Origin of the sequence: Mycobacterium timonense (assembly GCF_025821985.1) — a bacterium.
GTDB classification, from domain to species: Bacteria; Actinomycetota; Actinomycetes; order Mycobacteriales; family Mycobacteriaceae; genus Mycobacterium; species Mycobacterium avium.
The window spans coordinates 120,722-142,974 of sequence record NZ_JACKSY010000051.1 but is presented as its reverse complement, the minus strand read 5'-3'; the positions used below and the strand labels follow the sequence as shown (position 1 = coordinate 142,974).

At 68.9% G+C, this 22,253-nt stretch carries 20 protein-coding genes; 9 read left to right on the top strand and 11 right to left on the bottom strand.

Features of this window, described 5'->3' with window-relative positions; translation table 11 throughout:
• Nucleotides 1-2: 2 nt before the first annotated feature.
• The 5 genes from gyrB to dnaA all read right to left on the bottom strand — a co-directional run bounded on the left by gyrB (nt 3) and on the right by dnaA (nt 7,293).
• Nucleotides 3-2,036, bottom strand: a complete 2,034-nt coding sequence (gene gyrB / locus H7I87_RS14710; protein WP_009974152.1) for a DNA topoisomerase (ATP-hydrolyzing) subunit B — start codon at nt 2,034-2,036, stop codon at nt 3-5.
• Nucleotides 2,037-2,294: 258 nt separating this feature from the next.
• Complete coding sequence (locus H7I87_RS14705; RefSeq protein WP_029248331.1) at nt 2,295-2,840, bottom strand: DUF721 family protein; 546 nt, start codon at nt 2,838-2,840, stop codon at nt 2,295-2,297.
• Complete coding sequence (gene recF / locus H7I87_RS14700) at nt 2,837-3,994, bottom strand: DNA replication/repair protein RecF (protein WP_019733260.1); 1,158 nt, start codon at nt 3,992-3,994, stop codon at nt 2,837-2,839. Before recF ends, H7I87_RS14705 begins: the two co-directional genes overlap by 4 nt.
• A complete protein-coding gene (dnaN, locus tag H7I87_RS14695; protein WP_009974147.1) occupies nt 3,995-5,194 on the bottom strand; it encodes a DNA polymerase III subunit beta in 1,200 nt (399 codons plus the stop codon).
• Between the two features lie 569 nt (nt 5,195-5,763).
• Nucleotides 5,764-7,293, bottom strand: coding sequence for a chromosomal replication initiator protein DnaA (dnaA, locus tag H7I87_RS14690; protein WP_003874370.1), 1,530 nt, complete (start codon nt 7,291-7,293; stop codon nt 5,764-5,766).
• Nucleotides 7,294-7,897: 604 nt separating this feature from the next.
• Between dnaA and rpmH the strand changes: the two genes are divergently transcribed.
• The 9 genes from rpmH to H7I87_RS14645 all read left to right on the top strand — a co-directional run bounded on the left by rpmH (nt 7,898) and on the right by H7I87_RS14645 (nt 14,314).
• Complete coding sequence (rpmH, locus tag H7I87_RS14685; RefSeq protein ID WP_003874369.1) at nt 7,898-8,041, top strand: 50S ribosomal protein L34; 144 nt, start codon at nt 7,898-7,900, stop codon at nt 8,039-8,041.
• Between the two features lie 21 nt (nt 8,042-8,062).
• Complete coding sequence (rnpA, locus tag H7I87_RS14680) at nt 8,063-8,422, top strand: ribonuclease P protein component (protein WP_009979989.1); 360 nt, start codon at nt 8,063-8,065, stop codon at nt 8,420-8,422.
• Entirely contained in the window at nt 8,419-8,766 is a 348-nt protein-coding gene (yidD, locus tag H7I87_RS14675; RefSeq protein ID WP_009979988.1) for a membrane protein insertion efficiency factor YidD, read from the top strand. The genes rnpA and yidD overlap by 4 nt, the downstream gene beginning before the upstream one ends.
• Nucleotides 8,750-9,811 carry a membrane protein insertase YidC gene (yidC, locus tag H7I87_RS14670; protein WP_033727435.1) on the top strand — a complete coding sequence of 354 codons (1,062 nt, stop codon included), beginning with the start codon at nt 8,750-8,752 and terminating at the stop codon, nt 9,809-9,811. The genes yidD and yidC overlap by 17 nt, the downstream gene beginning before the upstream one ends.
• Nucleotides 9,812-9,892: 81 nt before the next feature.
• Nucleotides 9,893-10,444: a Jag family protein gene (locus tag H7I87_RS14665; protein ID WP_003876775.1), complete on the top strand. Its 552-nt coding sequence runs from the start codon at nt 9,893-9,895 to the stop codon at nt 10,442-10,444.
• Nucleotides 10,445-10,523: 79 nt separating this feature from the next.
• Nucleotides 10,524-11,270, top strand: coding sequence for a 16S rRNA (guanine(527)-N(7))-methyltransferase RsmG (gene rsmG, locus H7I87_RS14660; protein ID WP_033723007.1), 747 nt, complete (start codon nt 10,524-10,526; stop codon nt 11,268-11,270).
• Nucleotides 11,267-12,295, top strand: coding sequence for a ParA family protein (locus H7I87_RS14655; protein ID WP_224110943.1), 1,029 nt, complete (start codon nt 11,267-11,269; stop codon nt 12,293-12,295). The genes rsmG and H7I87_RS14655 overlap by 4 nt, the downstream gene beginning before the upstream one ends.
• Nucleotides 12,296-12,330: 35 nt before the next feature.
• Nucleotides 12,331-13,317, top strand: a complete 987-nt coding sequence (locus H7I87_RS14650) for a ParB/RepB/Spo0J family partition protein (RefSeq protein WP_003874362.1) — start codon at nt 12,331-12,333, stop codon at nt 13,315-13,317.
• A 265-nt stretch (nt 13,318-13,582) separates the two neighbouring features.
• Nucleotides 13,583-14,314, top strand: a complete 732-nt coding sequence (locus H7I87_RS14645; RefSeq protein WP_011726597.1) for a hypothetical protein — start codon at nt 13,583-13,585, stop codon at nt 14,312-14,314.
• 33 nt (nt 14,315-14,347) lie between these two features.
• On the opposite strand, the gene H7I87_RS14640 is transcribed toward H7I87_RS14645, so the two are convergent.
• The 6 genes from H7I87_RS14640 to H7I87_RS14615 all read right to left on the bottom strand — a co-directional run bounded on the left by H7I87_RS14640 (nt 14,348) and on the right by H7I87_RS14615 (nt 22,224).
• Nucleotides 14,348-15,568, bottom strand: a complete 1,221-nt coding sequence (locus tag H7I87_RS14640; RefSeq protein ID WP_003874360.1) for an N-acetylmuramoyl-L-alanine amidase — start codon at nt 15,566-15,568, stop codon at nt 14,348-14,350.
• A gap of 133 nt (nt 15,569-15,701) precedes the next feature.
• A complete protein-coding gene (gene trxA / locus H7I87_RS14635; protein ID WP_011726596.1) occupies nt 15,702-16,055 on the bottom strand; it encodes a thioredoxin in 354 nt (117 codons plus the stop codon).
• Entirely contained in the window at nt 16,052-17,062 is a 1,011-nt protein-coding gene (gene trxB, locus H7I87_RS14630) for a thioredoxin-disulfide reductase (RefSeq protein ID WP_031344939.1), read from the bottom strand. Before trxB ends, trxA begins: the two co-directional genes overlap by 4 nt.
• Before the next feature lie 103 nt (nt 17,063-17,165).
• Nucleotides 17,166-17,930 carry an RsmA family anti-sigma factor gene (locus H7I87_RS14625; RefSeq protein WP_011726594.1) on the bottom strand — a complete coding sequence of 255 codons (765 nt, stop codon included), beginning with the start codon at nt 17,928-17,930 and terminating at the stop codon, nt 17,166-17,168.
• A gap of 60 nt (nt 17,931-17,990) precedes the next feature.
• Entirely contained in the window at nt 17,991-18,578 is a 588-nt protein-coding gene (gene sigM / locus H7I87_RS14620; RefSeq protein ID WP_003874356.1) for an RNA polymerase sigma factor SigM, read from the bottom strand.
• Nucleotides 18,579-18,657: 79 nt separating this feature from the next.
• The gene (locus H7I87_RS14615; RefSeq protein WP_031348221.1) at nt 18,658-22,224 is read right to left on the bottom strand and encodes a murein biosynthesis integral membrane protein MurJ; all 3,567 of its coding nucleotides are present in this window, start codon (nt 22,222-22,224) and stop codon (nt 18,658-18,660) included.
• Nucleotides 22,225-22,253: the final 29 nt, after the last annotated feature.

Sequence of the window (22,253 nt, the reverse complement as noted above, 5' to 3'; positions counted from 1 at the left end):
GTTTAAACGTCTAGGAAGCGAACGTCTTTGGCATTGCGGGTGATGAAGCTGCGGCGCGCGTCGACGTCCTCGCCCATCAGGATGGAGAACAGCTCGTCGGCGGCCGCGGCGTCGTCCAGCGTGACCTGGCGCAGCACCCGCACGGTGGGATCCATTGTGGTTTCCCACAATTCCTTGGCGTCCATCTCGCCCAGCCCCTTGTAGCGCTGGATGCCGTCGTCCTTGTTGATCTTCTTGCCGGCCTTCAGGCCGGCCTCGAGCAGCCCGTCCCGCTCGCGGTCGGAGTAGGCGAACTCGGGATCGCTGCGCTGCCATTTCAGCTTGTACAGCGGTGGCTGGGCCAAGAACACGTGCCCGTGTTCGATCAGCGGCCGCATGAACCGGAACAGCAGCGTCAACAACAGCGTCGAGATGTGCTGGCCGTCCACGTCGGCGTCGGCCATCAACACGATCTTGTGGTAGCGCAGCTTGGTGATGTCGAACTCGTCGTGAATCCCGGTGCCCAGCGCGGTGATGATCGCCTGCACCTCGGTGTTCTTCAGCACCCGGTCGATGCGGGCCTTTTCGACGTTGATGATCTTGCCGCGCAGCGGAAGGATGGCCTGGAACATCGAGTCCCGGCCGCTTTTCGCCGAGCCGCCGGCCGAGTCACCCTCGACCACATACAATTCCGACTTGCGCGGGTCGGTCGACCGGCAGTCGGCGAGCTTGCCGGGCAGCCCGCCCAGGTCGGTTGCGCTCTTGCGGCGCACCAACTCTCGCGCCTTGCGCGCGGCGATGCGCGCCTGCGCTGATGAAACCGCCTTGTTGACAATGACTTTGGCGTCTGCGGGGTTGGCTTCGAACCAGTGGGTGAGCTGTTCGTTGCACACCTTCTGCACGAACGACTTCACCTCGGTGTTGCCCAGTTTGGTCTTGGTCTGGCCCTCGAACTGCGGTTCGCTCACCTTGACCGAGATCACCGCGGCCAAACCCTCGCGGATGTCGTCACCGGTCAGGTTGGGGTCCTTGTCCTTGAGCAGCTTCTTGTCCTTGGCGTACTTGTTGACCACGGAGGTCAGCGCGCTGCGGAAGCCCTCCTCGTGGGTGCCGCCCTCGTGCGTGTTGATGGTGTTGGCGAAGGTGTGCACCGATTCGGAGTAGCCGCCGTTCCACTGCATCGCGATCTCGACCTCGTGGCCGGGGCCCTTCCCACCGAAATCGATGATGCTCTGGTGGATGGGGTTTTTGGTGCGATTGATGTGTTTGACGAAGTCGACCAGGCCGCCGGGGTAGTGGAAGGTGCGGTGCTTGACCTTATGCGGCGCAGCCGATTCCGCCGCCTTCTCCTGCGCCGACTTGGGTGCGTCGGCGGTGTCGCTGACCACCTCGTCGACGACCTCTTCGTTGGTCACCCGCTCGTCGGTGAGGTTGATGGTCAGGCCCTTGTTGAGGAACGCCATTTCCTGCAGCCGCCGGGCCACCGTTTCGAAGTCGTACTCGGTGGTCTCGAAGATGTCGGGGTCGGCCCAGAACCGGATGGTGGTGCCGGTGCGCTTGGTGGCCTCGCCCTGCTTGAGGGTGCCGGGCACGGCGTGGTCGTAGTACTGCGACCACTCGTAGCCGTCGCGGGCGATGTTGACCTCGAGCCGAGTGGACAGCGCGTTGACCACCGAGACGCCGACGCCGTGCAGACCGCCGCTGACGTTGTAGCCGCTGTTCTCGCCGCCGAACTTGCCGCCGGCGTGCAGCTGCGTCATCACCACGTCGACGGTGGGGGCGCCGGTCGCGTGCATCGCGACGGGGATGCCGCGGCCATTGTCGGCGACCTCGACGCTGCCGTCGTCCAGGATCCGTACGTCGACCCGGTCGGCGTAGCCGGCCATCGCTTCGTCGACCGAGTTGTCGACCACCTCCCAGATGAGGTGGTGCAGACCTCGCTCGCCGGTGGAGCCGATGTACATGCCGGGGCGTTTGCGGACCGCCTCCAGCCCTTCCAGGACGGTGATCGCTGAAGCACCGTATTCGTCTTGCGCCTTCTTCTTCTGGGCAGCCACGGTCGGGAAGCTCTCCTTGGGGTTTCATGCGGGCGGTTCCTGATCACCGCAACAATCGCATCCTGCCAGTCTACCGTGACGACCGGTCCGCACCGATTTTCTGGGCGCGTTTCTACCCAGCTAACCGCGCCGTGCGCTTATTTTCTTCGTTTGTGCCGCGTCCCGACGTGCGTCAAGGGGATACGCGTCGTCCTGGCGGCTTTCAGCGCCCTGTTGAGGAAGGCCCCGGTGGGGATGGGGCCGGGCTAACGACCGGGCCTAACCATAGGTGTCGCGCGGCCCGCGCCCGGCGATGTGCCGCGGGCCTTTGCGCCAGGACGGCGCAGCCGGACCGGTGATCTTCAGCGAGGTCACTACGCCGTTGCCGACCGCGGCGGCAATCTTGGCCAACAGTTGCGCCTGCATCATCCGCAACTGGGTGGCCCAGGCCGTCGACTCGGCGGACACGCTCAGCACACCGTCGCGCAGACTGGTGGGGACCGCGTGGTCGGCGATCTGGTGACCGACCACCGCCGTCCAGTTCCCCAACACGGTGCCCTCGGCGACCTGGGCGGACCATCCCCGCTTCCTGGCCAGGTCCCGCGCCAGCCGGCCCAGCGGTTGCGGGTCGCGAGCGTCGGGTCCCGGTCCCGACCAGCTGCGCCGCTGGCCCGCCACCCGGCGCGGCGTGGGTGCTGCGGCGCGCCCGCGGCCGGCGTCTTTTCCCTGTGCCCGGGCCGCGGCCCGGGCCTCCTCGAGGGTCCGCCGCACCAGGTCCATCGCGGTCGGTTCTCCCGAGGGGGAGGGGGACTGGTCGTCGCTCATGGGCGCAGCTCCGATACCCCGCCCGCGTCGGTGTCGCGCAACTCGACGAAGAGCCGCCGAGCCTGCCAGCCCGTCGGGATGTCTTCGAGCACCGCCGCGGTGACCAACACCTGCTCGGCGGATTCGGCCACCGCGGCCAGTGCCCGGCGCCGGGCGGCGTCGAGCTCGGCGAACACGTCGTCGAGCAGCAACACCGGATCGCTTTCGTCGGCCCGCAACAACTCGTAGGCGGCGAGCCGAAGGGACAGCGCCAGCGACCACGATTCCCCATGGCTGGCAAAGCCTTTCGCCACCCGCTCACCGAGCCACAGCTCCAGGTCGTCGCGGTGCGGGCCGACCAGGCACATGCCCCGTTCCATTTCGGCGTCCCGGCGGGCCGCTAACCCGGACAGCAGCGCGGCCTCCAGATAGTCGCGGTCGCCGGCGTTCACCTCGGCCGAGGCCGCCGCGCCCAGGCTGGACCGGTAGCCGATCGATGCCGCCCGCGATCCCGGGGCCAGCAGCTGATAGGCCTTCTCCACCTCCGGCGCCAGCTGGTTCACCAAATCGATTCGGGCAGCCATCAATTGGGCCCCGTATTCGGCCAGTCGGCTGTCCCACACGTCGAGGGTGTCCAGCGCGCCGCGGTCGCCCCGGTGGCGGGCACCGGACAGCGATTTGAGCAACGCGGTGCGCTGCCGCAACACCTTGTCGTAGTCGGCGCGCACCGCGGCGATCGCCGGGCGCCGCAGCGTCGCCAGGTCGTCGAGGTAACGGCGCCGCTCGGAGGGATCCCCGCGCACCAGGGCCAGGTCCTCGGGGGCGAACAGCACCGCGCGCAGCACGCCGAGCACCTCGCGGGTGCTGCGCACGGGTGACCGGTTCAGCCGCGCCTTGTTCGCCCGGCCGGCGGCGATCTCCAGATCGACCGCGCATTCCCGGCCGTCGTTGACCACGATGGTCGACACCACCGCCCGGTCGGCGCCGGCGCGGATCAACGGCGCGTCCGTGCCCACCCGGTGTGACCCCAGCGTGCTCGAATACCACAGCGCCTCAAGCAGATTCGTCTTCCCGAAGCCGTTGGACCCGATGAAGACCGTCCGACCCGGCTGCAGTTCGAGGTCGGCGTGTGCCCAGGACCGGAAGTCGCGCAGTCCTAAATGCCGGACGTACACCTAGCCTGGCAACCGCACGGGCATCAGCAGGTAGACGTAATCGGTGGGCAGCGCGCTGAACGGCCCGCTGCCGCTCGGCGGGCTGTCGTCGTCGGACGCTGGGCGCAGCAGTGCGGGCTTGCCCGGGGTGGTGAAGCCGAACGACACCCGTTCGGAGCGCACCGATCCCAGTCCGTCGGTCAGATACGTGGGGTTGAACGCGATCGTCAGCGGTTCGCCGGCGAAATCCACGGCCAGATCCTCCTCGGCCCGGCCGACATCGTCGGCGCCGGCGGACAGCCGCAGCGACCCCTCGGTGAATTCCATCCGCACCTGCGCGCCCCGGTCGGCCACCAGCGCCACCAGCTTGATGGCCTCGGTCAGCTCGGCGACGTTGATGGTGGCCACCGCCGTGTGCTCGGCCGGCAACAGCTGGCGGAACTTCGGGAATTCCGCGTCCAGCAGGCGGGTGGTGCTGCGCTTGCCGTTGCCGCTGATGCCCAGCAGGCCGTCCTTGCCGACACCTGCGCCCGCCCCCAGCGACAGCCGCACGTCGGAGCCGTCGATGCCGGTCCGCGCCGCCTCGGCCAGCGTCTTGGCCGGCACCAGGACCGCCGCTTCGATGTCGGGGGAGGCCGCCGACCAGGTCAGCTCGCGAACCGCCAACCGGAACCGGTCGGTGGCGGCCAAAACCACCGTGTCCCCGGAAATCTCAACCCGGATTCCGGTCAACATGGGCAAGGTGTCGTCGCGGCCGGCCGCGATCGCGACCTGCCCGATCGCCTCGGCGAACAGATCGGCCGGCAGCGTCCCGGTCTCCTCGGGCAGCGTGGGCAGCGTCGGGTAATCCTCGACGGCCATCGTCGGCAGCGAGAACCGGGCGCTTCCGCAGTTCAACGCCACCCGATTGCCGTCGACGTAGAAGTCGATCGGCTTGTTGGGCAGCGCCCGAACGATGTCAGACAACAACCGCCCGGATACCAAAACACTTCCCGGAGAAGCGATTTCGGCCGCCACCTGTGCTTCGGCGGAAACCTCGTAGTCGAATCCGGAGATGGTGAGCCCCTCATCGGTGCCGGACAGCAGCACCCCGGAGAGCACCGGCACCGCGGGTCGCGACGGCAGGCTCTTGGCCACCCACGACACCGCGTCGGCGAAAGACTCCCGCACTAAACGAAACTTCAAGTCGCTGAGGCCAGCCGTTGTCGTCGCCGCGTCCATAGCGTCCCTTCACCTACTCAGCGTTGTCGGATCCATTGGCTAGCCTCCCCCCGCTAGCACGGGGCCCGTCATGGCGCCGGCGACACGCGAGGCGTCGACGACGACCGCAACGGCAGTCGAAGAACAACCGTAGATCCTCTGGGGCCATCTTGAAAGCTAATCGCAAAGGCCGACAAACCGGGCTGACGACGGCCGCGACGCAGGGTGTGCACCGAACGTCCCCAGGGCTGTATTTCAAAGAAGAACCGATGAAGAGATTTCAGTAACAGTAATAAGGCCTGTGCATTTTGGGGACAGCGGTCTCCCGCCGCAGCTAGCGCGGTGCGCCGGGGTGTGGATCACGGTGGGGGCGGCTGTGGGTGACATGTTGAGCCGATGGGGACGAACGCGGGCTGTGCACGCACGCGGTGGTACTACACCGCTGCCTCCCGGTGTTGTGCACAGCTCTGCGCACATGCCCTGGGTGTGACCGGTGTGACAAACGGGTGAGAAGTTTCTCGGAAAAAATTCCGGGCCGGGATTGAAAAATTGCGGGCTGGGGGCCGGAAAGGCCGGGGCCGCGGCGTGATTCAGCGCTTGGAGCGCTGACGAATGCGAGTGGTGAGCTCCTTGACGTGATCGAACACCTCGCGTCGCTCGGCCATCTCGGACAGGATCTTGCGCTGGGCGTACATCACCGTGGTGTGGTCGCGGCCGAAGGCCTGCCCGATCTTGGGCAGCGACAGATCCGTGAGCTCGCGGCACAGGTACATCGCGATTTGACGGGACTGGGCCAGCGCCCGGGTCTTGCCCGGCCCGCGCAGTTCCTCGACGGTGGTGTCGAAGTATTCGGCGGTGGCGGCCATGATGGTGGCCGCGCTGATCTGCATGGTGCTGGCGTCGGCGATCAAATCGCGCAGCACGATCTCGGCCAGCGACTTGTCGATCGGAGTCTTGTTCAGCGAGGCGAACGCGGTGACCCGGATCAGGGCGCCCTCGAGTTCGCGGATGTTGCGCTCGATGCTGCTGGCGATGAGTTCCAGCACGTCGTCGGGCACCGCCAGGCGCTCCATCTGTGCCTTCTTGCGCAGGATCGCGATGCGGGTTTCGAGTTCGGGGGGCTGCACGTCGGTGATCAGGCCCCACTCGAACCGGGTTCGCAGCCGGTCTTCCAGGGTGGCCAGCTGTTTGGGCGGCCGGTCGGAGGAGATGACGATCTGCTTGTTGGCGTTGTGCAGCGTGTTGAAGGTGTGGAAGAACTCCTCCTGGATGCCTTCCTTGCCCTCGATGAACTGGATGTCATCGACCAGCAGCACGTCGACGTCGCGATAGCTGCGCTTGAAGGCGACCTTGCGGTCGTCGCGCAGCGAGTTGATGAAGTCGTTGGTGAATTCCTCGGTGGAGACGTACTTGACCCGCATGCCGGGGAAGAGCCGCTGCGCGTAATTGCCGGCGGCGTGCAGCAGGTGCGTCTTGCCCAGACCGGACTCGCCCCAGATGAACAACGGGTTGTAGGCGCGGGCCGGTGCTTCGGCGATGGCCAGGGCGGCGGCGTGCGCGAACCGGTTGGACGCCCCGATCACGAACGTGTCGAAGGTGTAGCGGCGGTTGAGGCTCGTTCCGGCGGCGACGGCGGGATCGATGGCGTGCGGCCGCTCGGTGAAGTAGTTGGGCCAGCCGGGCTGGGTGTCGGTGACCGGCTCCCCGTTCTCCACCGGCTCGCCGTCGGCGCCGTCGTCGGCGGACAGGGCGGCGTCGGTGTCGGGGAACGGCTCGGCCGGCGGGATGAGCGCGTCCTCGACGTCGTCGGGTGGGGGAGCGATGCGGACCCCCAGCTGGATCTGCTGACCCAGGCGGCGGCTGAGCGCGTCGGTGATCGGGGCGCGCAGGTGCCGTTCGATCTCGTTCTGCACGAAACTGCTCGGCACTGACAGCAGAGCAAACCCCTCGACGATGGTCAGCGGGCGGACCAGATTGAGCCACGCTCTTTGCTGAGGGGTGAGGGGAGTGACCAGAGTCGTGCGGTTGGCGGCTCCGCCGTCGGCGACGGGCTCGCCGTTGAGCTCCGAAACGACCGCATTCCACACCGTGGTGAAGCTTGAACCGGGGTCATCGGCCAACGACGCATCTCCCTGGTTCTCGAACGTCCCGGGTCGAAGTACAACTCACGCTTGGCGACAAAACAACTGTCCACATAGTTATACACAGGTGTGGACAGGATGATCGTATGCGAGCCACAACCTACCGGCGACGGCCCGCGATCTCCGCGCTGGAAGAAAACCCGAAAAAGGTTGTCTAGGCAGCTAGTTGATCTACCATCCTCGCTTCGTTGTCGAGCGCTGTTCGTAGTCTAAACGACTTGGCAGAAGCTAACAGTTTTCCGTGCGGCTGCCAACCGTTCCGCTGTACTCCAATCCGGTCGTTTAGGGTGACTGGGGCTTGCTTCGGCTCGGTAGGTTAGTTGACCCGAGTGGCCGGCGGGAGCGGAATGCAAAATCTCGGTACCGGCCGGGCGCGGCTGCGTTGCGGCAGGCCAGGTTTGACCAGGCGAAGGCTCGTCAGTACCCTCAAACAGTCGCCCGAAAGTCGGCGATACGGCTGCGACCCAGCACCACTTGGGGACCGCGCCGGCCAGGAGCAGCAAGACCACCCTCCGGTCGAACCGCAGACGAGCCCGAAGCGAACCGTCTGAGCGGCCGGACGGCAAACAACGAGGAGAACGTCGTGGCCAAGGGCAAGCGGACCTTCCAGCCGAATAACCGGCGCCGAGCCCGCGTGCATGGCTTCCGGTTGCGGATGCGCACGCGCGCCGGGCGCGCGATCGTGTCCGGTCGGCGCCGCAAGGGTCGCCGCGCGCTCTCTGCCTGATCGCACGTCAGGTCTTTCGCGGTGCTTCCCGCACGCAACCGCATGACGCGGTCAACCGAGTTTGACGCGACGGTGAAGCACGGAACCCGCATGGCGCAGCCCGACATCGTCGTCCACCTCCGGCGCGACTCCGAACCCGACGACGAATCCGCGGGCCCACGGGTCGGGCTGGTCGTCGGGAAGGCCGTCGGGACGGCGGTGCAACGACACCGCGTGGCCCGCCGGCTGCGTCACGTGGCCCGGGCCCTGCTCGGCGAACTCGAACCATCCGACCGGCTGGTGATTCGCGCGCTGCCCGGAAGCCGGACCGCGTCGTCGGCGCGCCTGGCGCAGGAACTGCAGCGGTGCCTGCGGCGCATGCCGGCGGGAACCGGGCCGTGACCGGACCGGCGCGGTCGGGCGCGGCCATTCGCGGCGCCGGCCGAACCGTCGCCCGCGGACTGATTTTCCTGATTCAGCTCTACCGGCATATGGTGTCGCCGCTACGTCCGGCGACCTGTCGCTTCGTTCCGACCTGCAGCCAGTATGCGGTGGACGCGCTGGACGAGTACGGCCTGATCCGGGGGAGCTGGCTGGCCGCGGCCAGACTTACCAAGTGCGGACCATGGCACCAGGGCGGCTGGGACCCGATCCCCGAGCGCCCCGGATGCCGGGTGAATTGCCAAGATGCCAGCGACGCTTGGGCGGTCCGAGCGACGCGAGGGGAGAGTGGATCTCTTGTTTGATTTCTTCAGCCTCGACTTCGTCTACTACCCGGTGTCGTGGATCATGTGGGTCTGGTACAAGTTGTTCGCCGCCATGCTCGGGCCGTCGAACTTCTTCGCCTGGGCGCTGTCGGTGATGTTCTTGGTGTTCACCCTGCGGGCGCTGCTGTACAAGCCGTTCGTGCGGCAGATCCGCACCACCCGGCAGATGCAGGAGCTGCAACCGCAGATCAAGGCGCTGCAGAAGAAGTACGGCAAGGACCGGCAGCGCATGGCGTTGGAGATGCAGAAGCTGCAGCGCGAGCACGGGTTCAATCCGATCCTGGGCTGCCTGCCGATGCTGGCCCAGATCCCGGTGTTCCTCGGTCTGTATCACGTGCTGCGGTCGTTCAACCGAACCACCGGCGGGTTCGGGCAACCGCACCTGTCGGTGGTGCAGAACCGGCTGACCGGAAACTACGTCTTCACCCCGACCGATGTGGGGCACTTCCTGGACGCCAATTTGTTCGGCGCACCGATCGGCGCGTTCATGACCCAGCGCACCGGGCTGGACGCGTTCACGTATTTCAGCCGCCCGGCGGTGATCGCGGTCGGCCTGCCGGTGATGATCCTGGCTGGCGTCGCAACGTACTTCAACAGCCGGGCGTCGGTGGCACGCCAAAGCCCGGAGGCCGCCGCCAACCCGCAGACGGCGATGATGAACAAGCTTGCGCTGTACGTGTTTCCGCTCGGCGTGGTGGTCGGTGGGCCGTTCCTGCCGCTGGCCATCATCCTGTACTGGTTCGCCAACAACATCTGGACGTTCGGCCAGCAGCACTACGTGTTCGGCATGATCGAAAAGGAAGACGAAGCCAAGAAGCAGGAAGCGATTCAGCGCCGCGCGGCCAATGCCCCGGCGCCGGGCGCCAAGCCGAAGCGGAACCTGAAGGCGGGCGCGGGCAACGGTGTGGATGCAGACGCGGCACAGTCGGACGCCGGCGCCACCGAGGGCCAAGCCGGCGGGGGCATCGACGCGCCGAGCCGCACCCCGCGTCCCGGGGCGCGACCGAAGAAGCGCAAACGCTGATCGGGGCGGACAAGCTATCGGGGCCGCCCCGGCAGGGCGACCCTAACTGGGCTGCGGCCCATGGATGAGGGAGATAAAGACATGGCAGACGCCGACACCACCGAACGCGAGCTCGACACCGCAGCGCCCGCCGAGCCGGAACCGGCCGACGGCGACGAGGCCGACGACCTGGAGGAGCGGTTGGTCGCCGAGGGCGAGATCGCCGGCGACTACCTCGAGGAGCTGCTGGACCTGTTGGACTTCGACGGCGACATCGACTTGGACGTCGAGGGCAGCCGGGCTGTGGTGAGCATCGACGGCAGCGACGACCTGAACAAGTTGGTGGGCCGCGGCGGCGAGGTTCTCGATGCGCTGCAGGAGCTCACCCGGCTCGCCGTGCACCAGAAGACCGGAGTGCGGAGCCGGCTGATGCTCGACATCGCGAGCTGGCGCCGGCGGCGCCGGGAGGAACTTGCGGCGCTGGGCGACAAGGTGGCGCGGCGGGTGCTCGAATCGGGGCAACGCGAAGAGCTCGCGCCGATGACCCCGTTCGAGCGCAAGATCGTGCACGACGCGGTCGCGGCGGTGCCCGGGGTGCACAGCGAAAGCGAGGGCGTCGAGCCGTCGCGACGCGTGGTCGTCCTGCACGACTGACGGCCCGAAGTTACAGCAGTGTAGTTCGCTGCCGTGTGGCGGCCGTCCGAACGTTGAAGGTGCACGCGCCAACTAGGGGATGTTTCACGTGAAACATGTCGGTCCGGTCGAGCCGGCTGCGGGCGGTCCGGAGGTGCCACCCGTCGCGGCGCTCGGTGCCGCACCCGAGTCCGCCGCGGCGCTGTTCGGCCCCCGCCTCGCGACCGCGCAGCGGTACGCGGAAGTCCTCGGCACCGCGGGTGTCGAGCGTGGCCTGCTCGGCCCGCGGGAAGTCGACCGCATCTGGGACCGCCACATCCTCAACAGCGCGGCGGTCGCCGGACTCCTGGGCCGCGGTGATCGGATCATCGACATCGGCAGCGGGGCGGGGCTGCCCGGCATCCCGTTGGCCATCGCGCGACCCGATCTCGAGGTGGTATTGCTGGAGCCGCTCTTGCGGCGCAGCGAGTTTCTCACCGAGGTGGTGGACGAACTAGGGTTAGCCGTCGAGGTGGTCCGCGGGCGCGCGGAAGAGCGGCCCGTGCGGAACCGGTTCGGGGACAGGGACGCGGCGGTGTCGCGAGCGGTTGCAGCGTTGGACAAGCTGACGAAGTGGAGTATGCCGTTGCTACGCCACGACGGCCGGATGCTCGCCATCAAGGGGGAGCGGGCGGCGGAGGAAGTTGACCGATACCGGCGTGTGATGACAGCATCGGGCGCCGCTGATGTCAGGGTGGTGACATGTGGCGCGAACTATTTGCGTCCCCCCGCAACCGTAGTTTCAGCGCGACGCGCAAAGCCGCCGCACCCCAAGTCGGCACGGACCGGGAAGGCCGGAACCCGATGACTTCTTCAGGAGATTGGCCGGTGGCTTCTTCGGAGGCGCGGGAGGGCGCGGCGACGCCCGCGCCGGGCGCACCGAGCGCGACGCACACCCCGACCGCAGCCACGGCTTCGCCGTCATCCGCCGCCGCGCCCGCCCCGCCGCCGGCCAATGTTTCACGTGAAACAGCGGACGAATTCGACACCCCGATCGGCGCGGCGGCCGAGCGCGCGATGCGGATCCTCCACACCACCTATCCGCCGCTGCGCCGGCCCAAGCATCGCCGCGTCTTCACCGTCGCGAACCAGAAGGGCGGCGTGGGCAAGACGACGACCGCCGTCAACCTCGCCGCCGCGCTCGCCCTGCAGGGACTCAAAACCCTCGTCATCGACCTCGACCCGCAGGGCAACGCCAGCACCGCGCTCGGGATCACGGACCGGCAGTCGGGTACGCCGTCGTCCTACGAGGTCCTGCTCGGCGAGGTGTCGGTGCACGACGCGTTGCGGCAGAGCCCGCACAACGAGCGACTGTTCTGCATCCCGGCGACCATCGACCTGGCCGGCGCCGAGATCGAGTTGGTGAGCATGGTGGCGCGGGAGAACCGGCTGCGGACCGCGCTGGCCGATCTGGACAACCTCGATTTCGACTGCGTCTTCATCGACTGCCCACCGTCGCTGGGGCTGCTGACCATCAACGCGCTCGTCGCCGCCCCGGAGGTGATGATCCCGATCCAGTGCGAGTACTACGCCCTCGAGGGCGTGTCGCAGCTGATGCGCAACATCGAGATGGTGAAGGCGCACCTCAACCCGCAGCTCGAAGTGAGCACCGTGGTGCTGACCATGTACGACGGCCGCACCAAGCTCGCGGACCAGGTGGCCGAAGAGGTGCGCCGCTACTTCGGCAGCAAGGTGCTGCGGACGGTGATCCCGCGCAGCGTCAAGGTGTCCGAGGCGCCCGGCTACAGCATGACCATCATCGACTACGACCCCGGGTCGCGCGGGGCGATGAGCTATCTCGATGCGAGCCGCGAACTCGCCGAGCGTGATTGACCACCACCCGTGAAGGCATCCGTGAAGGGACGACCATGACGCAGCCGTTACGTAAGAAGGGCGGCCTCGGCCGGGGCCTGGCTTCGCTGATTCCCACCGGCCCCGCCGAGGGCGACGCCGGCCCGGCGACGCTGGGTCCGCGGATGGGCGACGCCGCCGCGGACGTCTTGATCGGGGGACCGGCGCCGCAGGAGGCGTCGCCCGTGGGTGCGGTCTACCGCGAGATCTCGCCGGCCGACATCGAACGCAACCCCCGACAGCCGCGGCAGGTCTTCGACGAGGAGGCGCTCGCCGAACTGGTGCACTCCATCCGCGAGTTCGGCCTTTTGCAGCCGATCGTGGTGCGGGCGATCAAGGAGTCGGCGAGCGGCGCCCGCTACCAGATCGTGATGGGGGAGCGGCGCTGGCGTGCGGCCCAGGAGGCCGGGCTGGCCACCATTCCCGCCATCGTGCGCGAGACGGGTGACGACAACCTGCTGCGCGACGCGTTGTTGGAGAACATCCACCGGGTGCAGTTGAACCCCTTGGAAGAGGCGGCCGCCTACCAACAGCTGCTCGACGAATTCGGCGTCACCCACGACGAACTCGCCGCCCGCATCGGCCGGTCCCGGCCGCTGATCACCAACATGATCCGGTTGCTCAAGCTGCCGATCGCGGTGCAGCGGCGGGTGGCCGCCGGGGTGCTGTCCGCCGGTCACGCCCGGGCGCTGCTGTCGCTGGAAGCCGGCCCCGAGGCGCAGGAGGAGCTCGCCACCCGGATCGTCGCCGAGGGTCTGTCGGTGCGCGCCACCGAGGAGGCGGTCACCCTGGCCAACCGGGCCGGCACGACGACGCCGACGCCGCCGCGGCGCAAGCCGATCCAGATGCCCGGCCTGCAAGACGTTGCTGACCGGCTCTCCACGGCCTTCGACACGCGGGTCACGGTCAGTCTGGGCAAACGCAAGGGCAAGATCGTGGTCGAGTTCGGGTCCGTGGACGATCTACAGCGAATCATCGACGTGATGGCCCCGCCGAAGCCGTGACCTAGGACCCGGTGTAATTACGTCACTGTGACGCCGCGACCGGTGCGGGCCCGAATCCGCCCGGCCGGTGCCGGGTGGCTCGGCGAAATCGCATGTGCACCAACAAATTTCGAAATCCGACAGGGGCTGATCCGTCCCGGGCGGCGGTCCGCCGGCGCCGGGCCGGGCGGCCGGGCCAAAGCTAGCCCGATCATCGCCACCTCTCCTATCCTGGAGGGGTTGCCGGTGCAGATCGCTGCAGTACCGCACAGGAGCCAGGAGGCTAGTGTCCGCCCGAATCACGCCGCTGCGGCTCGAGGCCTTCGAGCAGCTTCCCAAACACGCCCGCCGGTGCGTCTTCTGGGAGGTCGATCCCGCCGTCCTCGGTAACCACGACCACCTCGCCGACGCCGAGTTCGAAAAGGAAGCGTGGCTGTCGATGGTGATGCTGGAGTGGGGGTGCTGCGGTCAGGTGGCGACGGCGATCCCCGACGAGCGAAGCCAGGCCGAGCCGCCGTGTCTGGGCTATGTGTTCTATGCCCCGCCGCGAGCGGTGCCGCGGGCCCAACGTTTTCCGACCGGACCGGTGTCCGCGGACGCGGTGCTGTTGACGTCCATGGGAATCGAACCCGGGCCGGCCGCCGACGACCTGCCGCACGCCTTGCTCGCCCGGGTGATCGACGAACTGGTCCGTCGCGGGGTGCGCGCCCTCGAGGCGTTCGGCCGCACCCCGGCCGCGTCGGAGCTACAGGATCCGCGCCTGGTGGGTCCCGATCTGCGTCCGGTGTTGGAGGCCGTCGGTGATTGCTCGGTGGACCACTGCGTGATGGACGCGGAGTTCCTCAAAGACGCGGGATTCGTTGTGGTAGCGCCACATACGTACTTCCCGCGGTTACGGCTCGAGCTCGACAAGGGTCTCGGGTGGAAGGCCGAAGTCGAGGCGGCGCTGGAGCGTCTGCTGGAGAGCGCCCGCCTCGAGCAGCCGGTCGGGGCCGCGTCCACGCCGGCGAACGCATGAAAACCGCCCCGCCCGACTAGCGGCCGGTGCGGTTCAGGAACCGCCCATCTGGCTGGTGCGCTCCACCGACAATTCGTGGGCCAGTAACTCGGCGAAAGTGAATGTGCCTGTGGGACGGTCATTTTTGCCCAACAGGTAGAGCCGCTTGACCGCGGCGAGAATTCCCTCGGCGATCGCATCGCGGGTCTGGGTGGACACCAGCATCGCGCGGTCGTGCGGGTTGGTGACGTAGCCGACGTCGACCTGAACCGTGGGCATGCGGGTCAGCCGCAGCAGATCCCACGTCCGGCCGTGCGTTCGGCAGTCCCGTAAACCGGTGCGGGCCACCACTTCTCGTTGGATGAAGTCGGCGAGGTTGCGCCCGATGGTGGATACCGAGCCGTGCGAGTTGCCGAAGTGAAAGGATGCCACCCCGTTGGCGGCGGGGCTTTTTTGAGCTTCGCAGCGCAGGCTGATCATCAGGTCGGCGCCGACATTGTTGGCGGTGGCCGCGCGTTCGGCATCCAGCGGGCTGCGGTTGACCGGCCGCGACAGGAAGGTCTCCATGCCGATCGCGGTCATCCGGCCCTCGAGCCGGCTTGCCAAGTCCCACAACACATCTGCTTCGCTGATCGGGCCGGACGGGCCCTGCATGATCATGCCGTGGTCGGCGCCGCCGCGGCCCGGGTCGATGATGATTCGCTTGCCGGACAGTTTGGGGCCCGATCGGCGGACCAGCTCCTCCTCGCGCAGCGCGTGCGGCGATCCGCCGGTGACCCGCGAACTCAGAAAGTACAACGAGCGCAACGTTTCCGGGCCGCAGATGCCGTCGGCGGACAGCCCGTACTCACGCTGATACGACATCAAAGCGTTGTGGGTCTGCAACCCGAAGTAGCCGTCGACCAGGCCGGTGTAGAAACCGAGATCCTGCAGCCGGGCCTGCAGCGTCGCGACGTCGTCGCCGTAAAGCGGCGCGCCGAATTGGTGATACAGCGTGCGGGCGCCGAGCCGGTAGGACGCCTCCTTGAGCGCCCGGTAGGTCGCTTCCCCGACGATGCCGTCCACCAGCAGGCCGCGATGCTGTTGAAAGGCGCGGACGGCCTGGTCGAGCTCGGCGTCGAAGAGTTCCAGGGCCACGTGCCGGCCGGTGCTGAGATCCTCATCGGCGCTGGCCAGCAGCCCCAACGAGGCGAGCGTGGCCCGGATCTCGGTCACAGCAGCGCTGCGGTCACCACAGCGCAGCGCGTCGCCGTATTCGCGGCGCGGACTCGACATACCAAGGGCCCTCCGGGACAAACTGACTGGCTCGCATAGCGGCAACAGCTAACCGTATTGTCGCAGACGCTTCGTGAATTCGGGAAAACCCCAGGCCATCCGCGGGGCGTGGTGCGACGAAATGAAAAGAAGATCAGCCGAGGTTGGGAACCGCGTCGGAAAGCTCACGCAGCAGCGCCGCCTTGCCCTTGGCGCCGACGATCCGCTTCACGGGCTGGCCGTCCTTGAACAGGATCAGGGTGGGAATGGAGACCACCTGGAAGTTTTGGGCGGTTTCCGGGTTGGCGTCGACGTCGAGCTTGGCGACGGTGAGGTGATCGCCGCGCTCGCTGGCGATTTCCTCGAGCACCGGCGCAACCATCTTGCAGGGACCACACCATGTCGCCCAAAAGTCAACCAGCACAGGCTTATTGCTGGCCAACACATCGGTGGAAAACGATGCGTCGGAGACTTCTATTGTGGCGATGGCCTTTTCGGCGTCGGTCATTGCGGTGCTCCAATCAATGTGTCGGTACTGCCCGGGAATTCGGTGGCATCGCCTTGCGCCGCCGCACTGGACTCGGCATGTTCGGCGAGCCAGCGTTCGGCGTCGATGGCCGCCGCGCAACCGCTGCCGGCGGCGGTGACGGCCTGACGGTAGGTGCGGTCCACCAGGTCCCCGGCGGCGAACACCCCCGGAATCGAGGTGGCCGTGGTGCGGCCCTGCACCAACACATAGCCGTCGGGGTCGGTGTCCAGCACGTCGCGCACCAGCTCCGAACGCGGGTCGTGACCGATCGCCACGAACACCCCGGTGACCGCCAACGTCGACGTCTCGCCGGTGACCGTGTCGCGCAACCGCAAACCCGTCACCGTCTCCGAGCCCTCCACCGCCTCGACCGCCTTGTTGGTCACGATGGTGATCTTGTCGTTGGCGCGGGCCCGCTCCAGCATGATCCGGGACGCCCGGAACTCCTCGCGGCGGTGCAGCAGCGTGACGCTGCGGGCGAACCGCGTCAAGAACGTGGCCTCCTCCATCGCCGAATCCCCGCCCCCGATGACGGCGATGTCCTGGTCCTTGAAGAAGAACCCGTCGCACGTCGCACACGAACTGACACCGCGGCCCAGCAGGTCCTGCTCGCCGGGCACACCGAGATACCGCGCGGCGGCGCCCATGGCCAGGATCACCGCCCGCGCCCGCACCGTCTCACCCTCGGCCGTCGTCACCGACTTGACCGGACCGGCCAGCGACACCGACTCGACGTCTTCCATCCGCAGATCGGCGCCGAACCGCAGCGCCTGCTCACGCATCTGATCCATCAACTCCGGGCCCGTGATCCCGTCGCGGAAACCGGGGTAGTTCTCCACCTCGGTGGTGGTCATCAACGCCCCACCGAACGAGGTCCCCTCGAACACCACCGGCGCCAGCTGCGCCCGCGCGGTGTACAACGCGGCGGTGTAGCCCGCGGGACCCGAGCCAATGATGATCACGTCGTGGACAGTGTCGGCGGTCATGAAAACCTTTCGAGCGATGGTCTCTGGATCGGTATAAACGCCAGGGTAGGGATGGCTGTTCCCCGCTGTCGCGAACAACACGGCCGGCACCCCTTGCACCACATTAGGGGCGGGGCACTTCGGTGTTGGCCAACAGCCCGGTGTCGGCGGCGCTGCAGTTCGCCGAGACCGCGTAGACGGTCAGGACGTGCGGGCTGTCGCCGGGGATCACCAGGACCACGCCGGGGCGGGCGTTGATGGCGACCGGACGCGCCCCCAGCACCGGCGTGGACGCCGGGTAGCCCAGGCCGGTCAGGCACGACGCGCGCCGGGCCGGGTCGCTGAGCGGCCCGAAGTCGGGGCTGCGGTCGAGCAGGCCGAGGATCTCGGCGCGCGAGAGCGGGATCTGCATCGGCGGCGTCGACACCGTGATGTGCTCGATGTCGGTAGGGGTGCTGGGGGCGGGTGCGGGCGTGCGCAGCAACGCCACGGTGCCGACGCCGATCGCGGCCAGCGCCGCGCCCAACCCGGCGACCGCGGCAATGGCGCGGGCCGTGCGCAGCGGCGGGCGGGCCGAATGAGCGGCCCGCGGGGTGGCCCCGACGGGTTCGGCGGAGCGCAGCGCCGCGGCGACGCGGGCGGTGACCTGCGGGGGAGGGTCGGGTGGCGAGGCCGGATCGGCGCCGAGGGCGGCGACCTCGCGGCGAACCCGGTTCAACGCGTCGAGCACGTCGGCGGCGTGCGGGTCGGCGCGGACTCGTCGGCGGACCCGGGCGGCGGCCGCGTCGTCGAGCACGCCGGCCTGCAGGTCGGCGAGCAGCTCGGCGGTCAGCGGAGGGTCGGATTCCGCGTTGCGGTGATCCGCCGCGTCGTTGCCCGCTGTAGCCATCGGACCCAGTGTCCGTCATGGCCGCAGTGATCGCCACGGACGGCCGGTGCGGGGCCGCCGTCAGGCCTGGCCGGCGGCGCCCTCGGCAGCGGCGTGGGCCCCGGCATCGAGATAGCCCAGCAGTTCGGCGAGCCGCACCCGGGCGCGGGCGCACCGGCTCTTGACGGTGCCCTCGGCAACGCCGAGCAGCCGCGCGGTGTCGGCCACCGAATAGCCCTGCATGTCGACGGCGACGATCGCCGCGCGTTGTTCGACCGGCAGCCGCATCAGGGCGCGCTGCACCGCCAGCGTCGTCTCCACCTGGGCCGTGCGATCGGCGACGGGATAGATGTCTTCCAGCGGGACCGTCGGGTGGGCCTTGGTGCGGCGCAGCCGGTCCAGGCAGGCGTTCACCACGATGCGGTGCAGCCAGCTGCCGACGGCCGCGTCATGCCGGAACGCGCCCGCGCCGCGGTGTGCCGAGAGCATGGCGTCCTGCAGCGCGTCTTCGGCGTCCTCGGGGCTGCGCGTCGTGAGCCGGGCCAGCCGGTGCAGGTGGCGCTGATGCCGGACGAACAGCTCGCCGAAGGCGTACCGGTCGCCGGCCACGTGGGCTGCCAGCAGCTCGGCGTCGCTGCGGTCACCGTTGCCGTTTCTTCCGAAGCCCACGGCCGGACAGTAACCAATCGGGTATCCCGCGGCACTTCACTCGCCGGCGCTCATGTGAGTGCTTGCGACGCGCCGGGATTCAGGACGCGGCCTGGACCGTGATCTCGGAAAATCCGGCCTGGCTCTTGCCGTTGGTGGTGCCCAGCGTCGAGATCCACACCAGCAGATTCGACGTCGGCGAACCGGCCCGCACCGGGATGACGTTGTGGCCCGGCTTGAGGGTGAAGGCCGGGGCCAGCACGGTCGTGTCGTTGAGGCCGGCCGGTGTCGGGGACGACGCGGCCCGGATCTCCACCTTGGTCCCGGTGCTGGGGGTGTCGATGCTGACCTGGCCGACCACGGTCGGGCTGGGCAGCTGCAGGATCAGGCCCTCGCCCTGTTTGAAACTGGGGAACGGCACGGCGTCGGTGTAGACCTCGGTCGCCCAGGCGGTGGAGGGATCGCCGTCGATCGCCTGGCCGGCGGTGCCGGGGTTGTCGGCGTCGCCGTCGGGGGAGAAGACGCTGGCCCGGGTGGGTTTGACGACGCTGCCGGCGGCCGCGGACGTGGTGGTCTGCGGCGCCGACGTGGACGACGAGGGCCCATTGAGGCCCAGCTCGTCCTTGTTGAGGCCGCCGCCGACGTTGCCGAAGATCTTGCTCACGATCGACGCCAGCACCAGCAGCGCCGCGACGAGGACGGCCAGGCCGGCGCCCACCCCGATGAGCACGTTGCGCCGCCGCCGCGCGAAGGTCGCAGGATCGTTCCCGGGCGAGATGAGCGCCGTCGACGGCGAGGGCGAATCGTCGATCGGCCCGAGCACCTCGGTGCGGTCGGCGACCGCGGTGGCCTGCTGAAGCAGGTTCAAAAGCGTTGAGGCACTGCGGATTCCGCCGTCATCCTGGACCGCCCGGACGGCGACCGCGGAGATCTGGAAGGGGATGTCGCGGTCGATGGCCATCGGTTCGAGCGGGTTGCCCGAGGAGTCGCGTTCGGCCGGTGCGAGCCCGCTGCGCACCCCGCTCTCGGCCAGCGGCCACCGATTGACCAGCAGCGCATACAGCGCGGCCCCGATGCCGCGGATGTCGTCCTGCGGGTTGGCGTCGGGCATGGTCGCCGGGTAGGCCAGCACCACGTCGCCTTCGATGCTGACCCGCACCCGGCTCGGGTGATCGATCGACAGGGCGACACCGGCGCGGTGCGCCGCGTCGGCGGCGGCGGCCAGCGACTGCATGGCCCGCACCGCGCCCACCGGTGACGGCGCGGTGTCGGCGACCTCCTGCAGCGATCCGCCGCGGATCCACTCGGAGACCACCAGGCCGCCGGAGCCGGTGTGCACCACGTCGAGCACCCGGGCGATGCCGGGCTTGTCGATGCGGCTGAGCCGCAGCGTGCGGGACAGGATCTCCTGCAGCACCTCGTCGGGCAGGGCGCGGTCGGGATCGACGAAGGTCAGCGCCACCTGCCGGTCCAGGGCGGTGTCGAGGGCCTGCCAGAACTGCAGCGGCGGGGCGCCGCCGTGGAACACCAGCAACCGGTACCGGCCGCCGGCGATGCGGGCGCCGGGGACCAGGTGGACGTCGTCGGTCGACGAGTCGGCGGTGCGCTCGCGGGGCACGTCGAACGGGCCGCGGCGGGTCCCGACGTCGCCGTTTTTCTGGTCGGCGGGCCGCGGGTCGGCCTTGCGGGGGCGGTCGGGCTGGTCGGCGGGAATGTCGGGCTGGAAGTCGTCGGCGACCGGCCGCGGAGCACCCGACCCTGTGCCGGGCCCGGCGCTGGATGCGGCGCTCTCCATCGGGCGGTCGGTCACCTCCGGTCCTTTCACTAGCCGGGCTCGGTTTGCCCGCTCCGGAGGCCTGCGCCGGATCGGCTCCTGGACCGCATTTACCCCAGGCGGGGACGAATTCCTCTGCTCAGGGTACGTGACCGGGCGCCGGTGAGACGATCGATCCGGCGCAGCGGGTTTGCGGGGCCGCGGTCCCCGGCCCGTGATGCGGAAGCGGACGGCGTCCAGGGCGGCCCGGGCTTCGGGAACCTGCGCGCGCAGCATCACCGCGGCCGTGATCGGCACCATGATGAGCGCCAGCACCAGCAGGCGCAGCAGCGAGCCGGCGCCGCCGCCGTGCGCCGTCAGCGCACCCAGCCCCAGCAGCCGGTCGGCCACGTGCGCGACCAGTCCGGCCAGCATGGCGGCGGTCAGCGTGACCAGGATGGTGCGCACCTCGCCGACCCCGATCAGGTGGCCGCCGCCCGGCAGCAGCGTGCGGCGCAGCAGGACGTAGCCGATGACCGCGCCGGCCAGGAAGCCGACGCCGTTGGCCAGACCGAGGAAGCCGGCCACCAGCTTGGGGTCGCCGGTGAGGTGCGGCGCCAGCACCGAACCGAGGATCTTGACCGCCGTGATGACCAGGATGATCACGATCGGGGTCCAGGGCTGTTCGCGGGCGTAGAACACCCGCAGCTGCAGCAGCACCAGGCCGTAGGGGATCAGGGTGAACGCGGACAGGGCGATCGCGGCGCCCAGGTAGCCGGCGTCGACGTCGCCGAAGTGGCCGTAGGCGAACAGCGCGCTGCCCATCGCGGGGCCGCCGACGGTCATGAACGCCACGATCGGGATCAGCGTGATCAGGGTCAGCCGGGTGGCCAGCGACAGGTCGGCCAGCACGGCCCGGGTGTCGTCGGCGGCGGCGTTGCGGCTTAGCCGCGGCATCACCACGGTCAGCACCGTCACGCCGATCATGCCGAACGGCAGCATCAGCACCAGCCAGGTGTAGTTGTAGATCGCCGGGCCGGAAGCGGCTGCGGTGCTGGCGATCTGGTTTCCGACCACCAGGCCGAGCTGGCTGATCAGCACGTAGAGCACCATGGCGGCGGCCATGGTGCCGAATCGCTTGAGCCGCTGGTCGATTCCCCACAGTGGACGCAGGTCCACGTGCTGGCGGCGCAGCGCCACCAGCAGCACCCCGGTCTGGGCGAACACGCCCAGCGTGGTGCCGACCGCCAGCACCAGCAGCTTGGCGTTGCCCATCCGCACCGGATCCACCGACAGCTCGCCGGGCACCAGCGCGTACACCGCCAGGGTGGCGAGGGCGACGACGTTGTTGACCACCGGCGCCCACGCCGTCGGCCCAAACACGTTGCGGGTGTTCAGGATTGCCATGAACACCGAAGTGAGCCCGTAGGCCAGCACCTGGGGCAGCAGCAGGTAGGCGAAGGCGACGGTGAGCGGCTCGTTGACCTGCGGGGTGCGGCCCAGCATCAGCCGTACCAGCAGCGGGGCGGCCGCCACCGACAGCGCCGTCGCGACGATCAGCAGCGCGGTCGTCAGCGTGACCAGGCGCCGCACGAACGCGGCGCCGGCGTCGGGGTCGCTCTGCTCGGCGCGGGCCAGCACCGGCACGAAGATCGCGGTGAACGTCGCCTCCAGCACCAGGGCCGCCACCAGGTTGGGCAGCTGATTGGCCACTGAGAACGCGCTGGACAGCGCCGCGCCCAGGATCGCGGCCAGCAGCACCACCCGGGCGAAGCCGGTGAGACGGCTGACCAACGTCGCGAACGCCATCGCCCACGACCGCGACACCAGCGCCGAGTCCGACAGCTCCGGGCGGCGCCGGTCGATTCCGGCGGGGACGGGCGGCAGCGGCCCGGTCGGCGGGGAGCCCGACATGCGGGGACGCCGCGGCGGCTCGGGCAGGC